Origin of the sequence: Streptosporangium minutum (assembly GCF_002149035.1) — a bacterium.
In the GTDB taxonomy this organism is placed as follows: Bacteria; Actinomycetota; Actinomycetes; order Streptosporangiales; family Streptosporangiaceae; genus Streptosporangium; species Streptosporangium minutum.
This window is the reverse complement of record NZ_NGFP01000279.1, coordinates 1-11,957: the sequence shown is the minus strand read 5'-3', so window position 1 is coordinate 11,957 and position 11,957 is coordinate 1. Positions and strand designations below refer to the sequence as shown.

General features: G+C 71.8%; 11 protein-coding genes. 5 read left to right on the top strand and 6 right to left on the bottom strand.

What is annotated here, in order from left to right; translation table 11 throughout:
- A partial coding sequence (locus CA984_RS37705) for a sensor histidine kinase (protein ID WP_086578179.1) occupies positions 1–1,014 on the bottom strand: 1,014 nt, incomplete at its 3' end.
- A 177-nt stretch (positions 1,015–1,191) separates the two neighbouring features.
- On the opposite strand from CA984_RS37705, the gene CA984_RS37700 reads away from it, so the two are divergent.
- Positions 1,192–1,422, top strand: coding sequence for a hypothetical protein (locus CA984_RS37700; protein WP_086578178.1), 231 nt, complete (start codon positions 1,192–1,194; stop codon positions 1,420–1,422).
- Entirely contained in the window at positions 1,419–2,447 is a 1,029-nt protein-coding gene (locus CA984_RS37695) for a hypothetical protein (RefSeq protein ID WP_086578177.1), read from the top strand. The genes CA984_RS37700 and CA984_RS37695 overlap by 4 nt, the downstream gene beginning before the upstream one ends.
- 231 nt (positions 2,448–2,678) lie before the next feature.
- Here the strand turns inward: CA984_RS37695 and CA984_RS37690 are convergent, their stop codons facing one another.
- The 5 genes from CA984_RS37690 to CA984_RS37670 form a co-directional block, all read right to left on the bottom strand.
- Positions 2,679–3,428 (bottom strand): cytochrome d ubiquinol oxidase subunit II, encoded by a 750-nt coding sequence (locus CA984_RS37690; RefSeq protein WP_086578176.1) that lies wholly within the window; start codon positions 3,426–3,428, stop codon positions 2,679–2,681.
- Between the two features lie 10 nt (positions 3,429–3,438).
- Positions 3,439–4,686: a cytochrome ubiquinol oxidase subunit I gene (locus CA984_RS37685; protein ID WP_086578175.1), complete on the bottom strand. Its 1,248-nt coding sequence runs from the start codon at positions 4,684–4,686 to the stop codon at positions 3,439–3,441.
- 252 nt (positions 4,687–4,938) lie between these two features.
- Entirely contained in the window at positions 4,939–5,604 is a 666-nt protein-coding gene (locus CA984_RS37680; protein WP_086578174.1) for a response regulator, read from the bottom strand.
- On the bottom strand, positions 5,601–6,734 hold the full coding sequence (locus tag CA984_RS37675; protein ID WP_242676394.1) for a sensor histidine kinase: 1,134 nt from the start codon (positions 6,732–6,734) through the stop codon (positions 5,601–5,603). The genes CA984_RS37680 and CA984_RS37675 overlap by 4 nt, the downstream gene beginning before the upstream one ends.
- A 224-nt stretch (positions 6,735–6,958) precedes the next feature.
- Positions 6,959–8,824: a CASTOR/POLLUX-related putative ion channel gene (locus tag CA984_RS37670; RefSeq protein ID WP_086578172.1), complete on the bottom strand. Its 1,866-nt coding sequence runs from the start codon at positions 8,822–8,824 to the stop codon at positions 6,959–6,961.
- 509 nt (positions 8,825–9,333) lie between these two features.
- Here CA984_RS37670 and CA984_RS37665 point away from each other — a divergent pair.
- From CA984_RS37665 to CA984_RS37655, 3 genes are all read left to right on the top strand, one after another.
- On the top strand, positions 9,334–9,879 hold the full coding sequence (locus CA984_RS37665; RefSeq protein ID WP_086578171.1) for a Rossmann-fold NAD(P)-binding domain-containing protein: 546 nt from the start codon (positions 9,334–9,336) through the stop codon (positions 9,877–9,879).
- A complete protein-coding gene (locus tag CA984_RS37660) occupies positions 9,873–11,033 on the top strand; it encodes an adenosylhomocysteinase (RefSeq protein ID WP_086578170.1) in 1,161 nt (386 codons plus the stop codon). The genes CA984_RS37665 and CA984_RS37660 overlap by 7 nt, the downstream gene beginning before the upstream one ends.
- The coding region (locus CA984_RS37655) for an ABC transporter ATP-binding protein (RefSeq protein WP_133061894.1) at positions 11,030–11,957 on the top strand (928 nt) is incomplete at its 3' end. The genes CA984_RS37660 and CA984_RS37655, both read left to right, overlap by 4 nt.

Sequence of the window (11,957 nt, the reverse complement as noted above, 5' to 3'; positions counted from 1 at the left end):
GGGGACGGGGGCGGGCGCGTCGTTGCACACCTCGACGGTCACCCCCCGGCCCGGCGCCCCCGCCACGCGCACGCGCACCTCGGCCCCCGGAGCGTGCTTGCGGGCGTTGGTCAGGGCTTCCTGCACGATCCGGTAGGCGGTGCGGCCGGCCCGGTCGGGGACGGCCCCGGTGAGCTCCTCGCTCAGGTCCACCCGCATCCCGGCCCGGCCCGACTCGTCGGCCAGCTGCCGGATGTCGGCGAGGGTGGGCTGGGGCAGCTCGCCGACCGGGGCGCGGAGGACGCCGATGACCTCGCGCAGGTCCTGCAACGCCTGGTGGGCGCTCTCCCGGATCACCTTGGCCGCGCGGGCGACGTCCTCGGCGGGGGCGTCCGGGTGGTACTCCAGCGCGCCGGCGTGCACGCTCAGCAACGACAGCCGGTGGCCGAGCACGTCGTGGATCTCCCGGGCGATCCGCTCGCGGGCGTGGAGCTGCGCCTGCTCGGCGCGGAGGTGGGCCTCGATCTCGGCACGGGCCGCGCGGTCACGCAGCGACAGCACGAGCCGGCGCCGGTGATGGATGGACAGGCCCCAGCCGACCGCGGCACCCTGGATCGTGACGCCCAGCAGCAACAGCAGGGCGCCGGGCGTGCCGGGCTCGGGACGGAGCACGACGTAGCCGAGCGCGGTGACCAGGCTCAGCGCGAAGACGGCCATCGTGGTCGGTGGCGACCGGCGCACCGCGACCGTGAACAGCGCCACCAGCATCGCGCCGGCCACCAGCTCGGAGAAGGCCGACAGGGCGACCAGCACCAGGGCGAGCTCGACCGGCCGGCTACGGCGCAGCCACAGCGCGGCGCAGCCCAGCGCGCCGGTGAGCTGGTCGAGGTTGAACAGCCAGCGCGGTGGCGGGGAAGGCGCCTCCAGGCGCATGGAGGCCATCAAGACGCCATAGGCCGCCGCGAACAGGAACAGGCCGATGTCCACCGCCCAGCCGCGGCGGCCGCGCCGGGGGGCGGTCGCGGATCCGTTCATCTCCCGGAGCCTATGTCGTTCCAGGTCGGCCGTACCCGTCGCGTGCGGCGGACGATACCGAAGTCGCGGCGGACGATACTTTCGTCGGCCGTGACGCCCGGAAGCGGAGACATCGGTCGAGGCGGAGGATCCCGATGCCCGATCCGCCGCCACGGTGACGGTCCCTAGCGTTCGATCATGCGCAAAATCATCCGGCTGCTGGGGATCGTCATGGTCCTCCAAGGCGTCAGCGGGGCCATCGACCAGGTGGCCGTCCAGCCCTTCCTCGGCATATTCCTCAACTTCTTCAACCGTGTCATCCTTCCCCGCCTGGACTTCCTGACCGGCTACGAGATTTTCGCGAACCTGACCCTGGCGGCTCTGGGGGCCGTCCTGGCCATCGCCGCGGAACGGCTCCAGCCGTCATGACATCCGGAGGCGCCCCGCAGGACCCGCACCCGGAGAAGGCCGTCCCGTCCCGCCGGCTGGGAGTGCCGCGGCGCCTCGCGCCGGCGGCCGGGCTGTTCTTCCTCGCCCCGCTGGTCGCGGAGTATCTGCTCGGCAACATCCCCGCCTCCCAGATCGCGGGCGTGCTCGTTCTCGCGCCGATGTACGGCGGCGGGGCGCTCCTCGTCCGCGAGGCGGCACGCCGTACCGGGCGCGGCTGGCCCACCATCCTCCTGCTCGCGTCGGCGTACGGCGTGCTCGAAGCGGGTCTGCTCGACCAGTCGCTGTTCAACCCCTCCTTCGAGGGCTACGACTTCCAGAGCGCCGCACACGTCCCGGCACTCGGCATCAGCGCCCACCACGCGCTGGTCTTCGTCGGCGGGCACGTGATCTGGAGCATCGGCGTCCCGATCGCCGTCGTCGAGACCCTGGTGCCCGACCGGCGAACCACCCCCTGGCTGGGCAGGCCCGGCCTGGCCGTCACCTGCGCCCTGTTCGCCTCCGGCTCCGCCGCCATCTTCTACGGCATATCCGAGGAAGAGCGGTTCCGGGCATCGATGCCGCAGGTCATCGGCACCGCCGCTGTGATCGCGGTCCTGATCGGTACGGCGTTCGCCGTCGGCCGCCGCCCCTGTCCGGTGAGGAAGGCGAGGAACCGGCGGGCACCGAACCCGTGGCTGGTCGGCGCGGTGGCGGCCGTCGCGTCCGGGCTGTTCTTCGCCCGGCCCGACAGCTGGTGGAGTGTCGTGATGGGGGCCGGGCTGGTCGTGGCGGTGGCGGTCGTGATCGCTCGATGGTCGCGACACGGTGGCTGGGGTGCCGCGCATCGGCTCGCGTTAGCCGGCGGCGCACTGCTGACCTACATCTGGGGCGGTTTCATCCTGCTGTCTCTCACGGGCACCGCGAACACCGTCAACCTGATCGGCCAGACGGTCCTCGCCCTCGGCGCGGTCGCTCTCCTCCTCGCGGCGGGCCGTACCGCGCGTAGGACGCCCGGGACCCGATGAACCCGCCCCTCATCCGTCGGCCCGGTTCCCACGGCCGTCCCCGGCCGACGGCGGGTGTGCGTCCCGGGCCCGCGTACGGGGCTGACCCGGGGGGCACATATGCTTCGCATTGCCAGTTTTATGTATTTAGTGCGACCTAAAGGGAGAAGTTGACCGTGTACAAGGAGTTCGCAGTCGAGGCCGTGGTATGGCTGATCCCCGTCGTCGTGCTGCTCGGCCTGGCTTTCATGATCACTGCGACCTGACCGGAGCGCGGCCGAACACCCGCCAGAGCCACACCTGTGACGCCACCAGCACGGGAGTGATCACCAGCAGTGAGGGAGTGAGCAGGGCGAGGGTCGCCGGGTCGGCCAGATTCTCCGTCAGTGGCAGGCGGGATCCGGCCAGCAGGCAGACCAGTGCCATCCCGCCCGAGGTCAGGGCGTAGACCGTGCGCTCGCTCGACGCTCCGTAGAACCGCCGGGCCCGCTCCCTCGGGCCGCCGTCCAGCCGCAGGCCGGCGAAGGCCAGCCCATGGGCGCAGAACAGCGCGGCCACGGCGGGCACGATGATCACCGCAGCCAGGCCGGTGACGGACTCCTGGCCCATCCCGGGGAGGATGAACCCCCAGCTCAGCACCACCGTCCAGCTTCCCGTGGCCACGGCGCCGTCACACCCGCCCCGCCACCCGGCCCGGTCGACCCGGCCGCGCAGCCAGATCCCCGCGTCCCGGACCATCCAGCCGAGCAGCAGCATCACGAACGGCACGTACATCCCGCTGAGCAGCTCCCCCTCCAGCACGGGGAAGGCACCGACGAGGATCCCGGCCGAGGCGATCAGCCAGACCTCGTTGCCCAGGAAGAACGGCGTGATCGAGGCGAGCACCCGGCCGCGCTCGTCGTCGGAGCGGCCGAGGTAGGGCAGGAGCGCGCCCACCCCCAGGTCCGCGCCCGCGAGGACGAAGTAACCGACGGCGAAGAACGCCAGAAGCGTGATCTCCATGGGGGTCCCTTCAGAAGACCGGGGCCGGCAGCGGCTCGGCGGCGGTGGGAGTGACGGCGGTGTCCGCCGGGCCCTGGCGGGCGTTACGGGCGAGCAGCCAGGTGTTGACCACGACCAGCAGGCCGAACAGCAGGGTGAAGGCGGCCAGCGAGAACCGGATCGCGCCGGGCGACAGGTCGCTCAGCGCGTCCTCGGTGGTCAGCAGGCCGTACACCGCCCACGGCTGGCGGCCCACCTCCCGGAACACCCAGCCGGCGAGCATGGCGGCGAACGGCAGCGGGATCATCGCGGTGAGCACCACGTGCCAGATCCGCAGCCGGCGGACCGCCCAGGGGAACAGCGCCAGCAGGGCGCTGAGCCACGCGACCCCCAGCATCAGCGCGAAGATGATCATCATGGCGGTGCCGCTGCCCTGCACCAGCCCGGCGGGCGGGACGTAGTCACCCGGCCCGTGCGCGGCGACCATCTCGGCCTGGAGCCGCGCGACCTCCTCCGTCCGGCCGGCGTAGACGGCGATCTTCATCGGCTGCGCCGTGTCGAACTGGGCGCCGCCGAGCGCCGCGGTGGCCATCAGCGCGGGCAGTGCGGTGAACACGCCGATCCGCAGCGAACGGCGGAAGAACTCCTGCTCCCCGGTCCCCTTGCGCAGGTGGTGGGCGCTCACCCCGGCCACGAAGAACCCGGCGACCAGGAGCGCGCCGCAGAGGATGTGGCCGAACGCGGTGAGCGCCGCCGGGTTGGCGAGCACCGCCGCCGCGTCGGTGAGCCGCAGCACGCCGCCGACCACCTCGGCGCCGACCGGGTTCTGCAGGAAGCCGTTGGAGACCATGATCCAGTAGGCGGAGGCGTAGGCGGTGAGCGTGACCACCCAGAGCACTCCCAGATGCGCCCACCGGTTCAGCCGGTCCCAGCCGAAGATCCACAGCCCCAGGAACGTCGACTCGACGAAGAAGGCGACGAGCGTCTCCATCGCCAGCGAGGCGCCGCACACGTTGCCCGCGAAGTGCGTCAGCCCGTTCCAGGCCAGGCCGAACTGGAACTCCATCACCAGCCCGGTGACGATCCCCATCGCGTAGTTGATCACGTAGAGCCGCCCCCAGAACCGTGTCATCCGCAGATGCACGGCCGAGCCGGTCAGCGTGGCCCGGGTCTGCATGAGCGCCACCAGGGTGGCCAGGCCGAGGGTCAGGGCGACGAACAGGAAGTGCGCCCCCGCGGTGAGGGCGAACTGCAGGCGGGCGAGGTCGAGCGTCTCCATGTCCACAGATTCCCGGTACGGCCGCCGCCCGCGCGTCCCTCCCGGCGCGCATACGCCGTACTCCAGAAGTTGCGCCCCCGAGCCCGCGCCATGCGACCCACCGCGCCCCGGCCGCCCCGCCTTCGCGGTCGTGTCACCTACGGGCTCGCCTTCGCCTACGCGGCCGCCTCGCCTGCCTGGCTGCTTCGCCTGCCCGGTCGCTTCGCTTACGCGGTCGTGTCACCTACGGGCTCGCCTTCGCCTACGCGGTGGCTAACCCATCCACCCCGGGGTGACCACGCCCGCCTCGTAGGCGAGGACCACGAGCTGTGTCCGGTCCCGTGCGTGCAGCTTGGTCATGATCCGGCTCACGTGGGTCTTGGCGGTGGCCGGGCTCAGCACCAGCCTGGCGGCGATCTCGTCGTTGGACAGCCCGGCGGCGACCAGCGTCAGCACCTCGCGCTCGCGCTCGGTCAGCCCGTTGAACTCCGGTCCCGGCTCGGGCCGCTTCACCCGCCCGGCGAACTCCGCGATCAGCCGCCGGGTGATCGAGGGCGCGATCAGCGCGTCGCCCCTGGCCACCACCTTGATGCCGTGGATGAGCTCGGCCGGCTCGGTGTCCTTGACCAGGAAACCGCTGGCCCCGGCGCGCAGCGCGCCGTACACGTAGTCGTCGAGGTCGAAGGTGGTCAGGATGATCACCTTGGTGACGGCCGGCCCGTCGTCGGCGATGATCTGCCGGGCGGCCTCCAGCCCGTTCAGCTCGGGCATCCGGATGTCCATCAGCACCACGTCGGGGCTGAGCTCCCTGGTGAGCTGTACGGCCCGCATCCCGTCGGCGGCCTCCCCGACCACCTCGATGTCGTCCTCGCCCTCCAGGATCGACCGGAAACCGGCGCGGACCAGGGTCTGGTCGTCGGCGAGCAGTACGCGAATCATGAAATTCCTCTCAGGGGGAGCCGTGCGGAGACCCGGAAACCGCCGCCGGGGCGGGGACCGGCCTCCAAGGTCCCGCCCAGGGCGGTGGCCCGCTCCCGCATGCCGATGATCCCGAATCCGGCCTCCGAGCCGGGCCGGGCTCCGGGGCCGTGGTCGTCGATCCGCAGGGCGATGTCCGCGCCGCCGTACCGGATGACGATCTCGGCGGTGCCGGTGCCCGAATGCCGGGTGACGTTGGTCAGCGCCTCCTGGACGATGCGCACGGCCGCGTGGTCCACCTCGGCGGGCAGCGCCCGGGGCTCGCCGAGGATCTCGATCCGCACGGTGAGCCCGGACCGGTCGGCCAGTTCCCGGACCCGGGCCAGGCTCGGCGCCGGGCTGGTGGGGGAGTCCTCGTCCACCTGCCGCAGCACGCCCAGCGTGGCCCGCAGCTCCCGCAGCGCCTCCTTGCTGGCCTCCTTGATGGTCGCCAGCGCCGTCTCGGCCTGCCCGGGCCGGTCCTTGATCCGGTGCAGCGCGGCCCCGGCCTGCACATTGATCATCGAGATGTTGTGGCCGAGCGTGTCGTGGAGCTCCCGCGCGATCCGGAGCCGTTCCTCGGCGGCCCTGCGCCGTGCCTCCTCCTCGCGGGTGCGCTCGGCCTCCGCCAGCCGCCGCCCGGCCTCCGCCAGGTAGGCGCGCCGGTTGCGCGACATCCCGCCCATCGCCAGGGTCGCGAACACCCAGCCGCCCAGCAGCAGGAACTGGCTGTCGTCGAGGTGCCGGATCGGGCTGTTCATCTCGCCGAGGGTGACCGCCAGCAGGCCCGCGACCGTGATGGTCGCCGCCGCCGCGAGGTGGCCCAGGTCGGCGGCCGTGAACAGGGTGAGGAGCACCGCCAGGAGGATCCATCCGTCCAGGCGCGCCATCGGGTAGTAGAACCCGGCCGCCGCTCCGGCCAGGAGCAGCGCCGAGATCGGGAAGCGGCGGCGGAACACCGCGGCGGCGCACGCCACCGGCGGCATCGTGTAGTCCCAGACGTTGGGCGTCACCTCCGGCTGCAGGGCGGCCATGGTGACGGTCCCGGCGAGCACTGTGAGGATCACCAGGACGGTGATCGCAGTCTCGACCGGGACGCGGCGAAGTTCCACGCCCGGCACTTTATCGATCGTTTACCAGGGCCGGATATGGCGGTCCGGGCCGGGTCACGTCCGCTCTCCAGGTCACGTCCGCTCTCCAGGTCACCTCCGCTCTCCGGGGCACGGCCGGTTTTCGGGTCACGGCCGGTTTTCGGGGCGCGGGCCCTGGGTTCCGGGTCACGGCCGGGCTTCGGTCACGGACCGCGTACCCCGCGGCTCGGGCTCGGGGCGGCGGGTCAGCGTTCGGCGAGGACGATCACCGAGTCCCCGGGGCCGAGGCGGAGCGGGTGTGACTTGTCGGGATTCAGGACGACGCCGAAGTGGGGGGCCTCGTTCACCCGCTCCGCCAGGCGGTAGCCGATCGCGGTCTCGCCCCGGCGGCGGGCCGACTCGATCACCGAGGCGAAGCTGACCGGGGCGTCGGGGCGGACGTACTGGCCGGCCGGGCGAGGGTAGATCTCCGAGCCGCGGGAGTCGAAGAGGTAGTCGAACACCTCGGCCAGGTGCTGGTTCTCGGCGAGCTGGGCCAGGAGCAGGCCGATCACCGTGTCGCTGATCACGATGTCGTCGGCCTCGGTGACCTCGGCCAGGCTCCGGTTGTTCTCGTCGTGCATCTCGCTGACGATCGAGTAGCGCTCGCCGAGCGAGGTCTGCATGTCGCGGAGCTGCAGGAGGGTCATCAGCGTCCGGGTGTCGGCGTGGCCGGCGGGGAAGCGGTCGTCGGAGAGCACGATCACATGCTGATAGACGCCCAGGCCCAGGGACTCCAGCGCGTAGCGGTCGGCGGTGTCGCACTCCTTGACGTTCACCGTGAGGTTGCGCAGCCCCTCGAAGCCGGTCGCGGCGTCGGGATGGTCGGAGGCGATGTCCAGGACGGAGCCGGGGGCGACGTAGCCGTCGAGATAGCGGACGATCTGAGGCCCCCGGCCGTTCCAGTTGAGGACCAGGGTCCGCTCCGGGGCTGGCCCGGCGTGCTCGACCGAGAGAATCGACTCCTCCCGGGCCTCGGGCATGCCGTCGGCCAGGTGGATCAGCGAGTCGTCGTGGGCGATCACGATGACCTCGTCCCCGGCGGAGATCACGGTGTCCATGGGCGGGTTCAGCATGACCCCGCCGCTCCCGCGCAGGCCGATGACCGTGGCGGTCTGGTAGGCGGGCAGGGCGTCGCCGTACGCCATGCCGGTGAGGTCGGGGTCGGAGCGCAGGTAGATCTCGCCGTCGTCGAAGTTGAGCAGGTCCATGCAGACCACGGACATGCCCGACTGCCGTGACGACTGCACGATGAGCCGGGAGGCGGTGTCGTCGGAGTCGACCAGGTGGACGTCCGGGCCGCCGGCCAGCCGGGCGGCGGCCATGTTCGCGGTGCTCGCGATCGCGGCCACCACCGGCGGGTGGTCGCCCGAGCGCTTGGCCAGGGCGAGCAGCGTCTTGATGACGTGGGCGTCGGGGTCGTCGCCCTGCGGGGAGAGCACGACCACCGAGCGGGCCGAGTCCAGGCTCATCAGGTCCAGGTCGGTCGGCTCGGTGGGCCGCCCGGTCCGGCAGACCAGCTTGGTCCTGCCGGTGTCGCCCACGTGCCGGCGGATGTCGTCCTCCATGGTGGGCTTGTCCATGTCGGCCAGGATCGAGATGACCGACCCCCGGTCGCTTGCGTGGGCCTGGACCAGCTCGGTGACGATCGTGAAAACCTGCTCCGACCAGCCCAGGATCACGATGTGCCCGGTCTCGATGATCCGGGACTTGCCCTTGCGCAACTGCTCGAACCTGGTCTTGAGCCCGTTGGCGAGCACGCCGACCAGCGCGCTCACGATGAAGAGCCCGCCCAGCGACGCGACGAACATCAGTGCGACGAACGGCGCGCTCCCGCTGTCACTGGCGACCTTGCCGGGGCTCAGCGTGCGCATGAGCGACATCCACAGCATGCCGGGGAAGCCGTTGTTCCTGGCCGCCTCGACCGGCGTCAGCCACATGCCCAACACCGTGACCAGCAGGATCAGCCCGAAGGAGAGCAGAGCCAGCCAGCCGATCAGTGCCGCCGTGCCACGTGACATGGTGTTGTCGAACCAGTACCGAACCCGTTCCCGGACCGTCGCCCTGGACACCGGTACCTCCCGTGGGTGAACGTCCGACAAACGATCACACAAAAATTTCATGTCGCTCTGGTGTTCGCAAATCCATGAAATGTGGGCGGGAGGGCCTGGGGCTGGACGCTCCTTGCCGTGGGGCTGTGCTCCTCCGCTCGGATCCCGCCGCCGGTCATTCACCGGTACGGCGGTATCGGATGAACTGTCCCCTACCGCCGATCTGGTGAACGAGGCAGTCGCCACGTAGCGCGCGCCGGTTCTTGCCGAGGGGGAGCGGTGAGTCCACGCGTCGCCTGTAGCCCGGCGACGGTCTGCGGCCCTGTGGTCGGAGCCGGCGACACCGGCATGGAGTCAGATGTGACCGCTGCGTAGTCGCGCTGACGGGTGTTTGGCCGCAGTTGATGTCCGGAACGGCCTTAGCTGGGGCTCACATGTGGTGATTGGTGCCTTTTATCAGTGAAAGAGCATTGTCACTGAGTGTGGATCTCCCCTTTAATCGGATCTTGCAAAAGATCGGATGAGGGGTCATGAGTGACGGACATCGCCGGGCACAGGCCGCGATCCAGACCATTCTCCGGCTTACCAACCTGTTGATGGCGGGCAAACGCGTGGCCGTCATCGGTGACGAGCCGGAGCTGGCTGCCCGCCTGAGGGCGATGGGCGCCCAGACCCTCCTCGCCGACCCGGCGGCGGCCCTCCGGGGACACCGGGTGCTCGCCGAGGACGAGGCGGTGGCCCTCGCCGACCTGGTGATCGGGGCGACCGAGGCACACCTGCCCCTCCTGCGGGACGGGGCGATCCTGATCCCCGCCGTGCCTCCGGCGGGACCGCCCGAAGCCGGTGAACCGCCCGAAGCCGGTGAACCGTACGGAACCGATGGCGAACCGTCCGGGACGGGTGAACCGTACGGGGCCGATGGCGAACCGCCCGCCGGGCCGTCCGGGACCGGTGGTGAACCGTCCGGGACCGGTGGTGTTCTCGCGGGGCTGCCGGGAGTGCGGGTCCGCGACGGGATAACCGGCTACCGGCTCGGTCCCGGCCGTGAGGTGTTCGTGCTGGACATGTCGTGCTAGCCGACATCAGGGACGCCTCGCTCCGGACGCGCGGGCTGGAGCGGATCGCCTGGGCGCGGCGGTCCATGCCGGTGCTGAACGCGATCGTCGGAGAGCTCGACCTGACCGGGCGCACGGTCGGCCTGGTGCTCGTGCTGGAGCCCAAGACCGCGAACCTGGCGCTGACGCTCCGGGACGCCGGGGCAGACGTGATCGTGACCTGCCCGGCGAGCGAGACCGCCGACGACGTCGCCGCGGCCCTCGTGTCCGAGGGCGTCGCCGTGCTCGCCCGCTCGGACGCCTCCCCGGAGCGGGACCGCGCCTTCGCGCTGCGCATGCTCCGCGAGGGGCTGGACGTGCTGGCCGACGACGGCTCCAGGGTCGTACGGCTGGCGCACGCCGAGAACCTCCTGGGCGGGCTGATCGGAGCGGCCGAGGAGACGACCAGCGGCCTGCGCCCGCTCCGGGTCATGGCCGACCGGGGCGAGCTGCGGATCCCCGTGCTGGCCGTGAACGACGCCCGCTCGAAATACCTGTTCGACAACGTGCACGGGACCGGCCAGTCCTGCGTGATGGCCGCCCTGGACCTGACCGGGCTCCAGCTCGCCGGCGCCGTCTGCGTGGTCGCGGGCTACGGCTACGTCGGCCAGGGCGTGGCCCGCTACGCCAGGGCGCTCGGCGCCCGGGTCGTCGTGACCGAGGTGGAGCCGTTCGCGGCGCTGCGCGCGCACCACGAGGGGTACGAGGTCCGCCCGCTCCTCGACGCCTGCCCGGACGCCGACCTGGTGTTCTCCGCGACCGGTGTCGCGCACACCGTCACCCGCGAGCACCTGCGGGCCCTGAGGCCCGGTGCCGTGGTGGCCGTCGCCGGAGGCGTGCCGGACGAGGTCGAGGCCGGCGACGTGCCGGCCGGCGTCACCGTCCTCGCGGAAGGCGAGTGCGTGAACTGCGCGGCGGCCGAGGGCAACCCGATCGAGATCATGGACCTCTCACTGGCCGTGCAGGCGCTCGCCGTGGACCACCTGGTCAGGCGGGGGAGCACGATGGCGCCCGCCGTCCACCTCCTGCCCGAAGAGCTGGACGAGCGGGTCGCCCGGCTCAAGCTGCGCGCGCTGGGGATCGGCCTCGACACACCGTCCGCCCGCCAGCGCGAGTTCCTGGGAAGAGGCTTGTGATCATCGAAGTGCGGGCCGCCTCGGTCCGCTACCAGACCACCGGCCGGCAGGTGCTCGCCGGAGTGGACCTCGCCGTGGGCCCCGGCGATCTCGCACTGGTCAGCGGCCCCTCCGGCGGCGGCAAGAGCACGCTGCTCCGGCTGCTCAACGGGCTCATCCCGCACGCCTACCGGGCCGAGGTGACCGGCGAGGTCCTGGTCGGCGGCCGGCCGGTGGCCCAGCAGAGCGTCAGGCAGCTGTCCACCACCGTCGGCACCCTGCTCCAGGACCCCCGCAAGCAGATCGTCGGCACCACCGTGGACGCCGAGCTGGCCTTCGGCCCGGAGAACCTGGGCCTGCCCAGGGCCGAGATCCGCCGCCGGATCGGCGAGGTGACCGACCGGGTGGGCATCCGGCACCTGCTCGGCAGGGCGACCGCCGAGCTGAGCGGCGGCGAGCTGCAGATGGTGGCGTTCGCCGGAGTGCTGGTGATGCGTCCCCAGGTCGTCCTGGTGGACGAGCCGCTGGCGAACCTCGACCTGGAGGCGAGCCTGCGGCTCATGCGCGAGCTGCGCCGGTTCGTCGACGACGGCGGGGCCGCCGTGGTCGTCGAGCACCGGGTCGAGGAGATCCTCGACTTCGCCCCCACCCAGGTCCTCTACCTGGAGGGCGGCCGGAGCGGCTACGCGGGGGACGTGGCCGGTTTCCTGGCCGCCGCGCCCGTGGCCCACGTGAAGCTGCCGTTCGAGACGCTGGTGGCCCGGGCCGCCGAGCTTCCCGACGTGTCCGGCGTGCCGTCCGCCCGGACCGGCGTGTCCGGCGCGCCGTCCACCCCGATCGCCGTGTCCGGCGCGCCGTCCGTCCGGACCGGCGGGCCCGCCGTACGGCGGGGCCGGGGCGGGAGCGCGGCGGCGAGGCTGGAATACCGGGGGGTCGCGCTGGGGT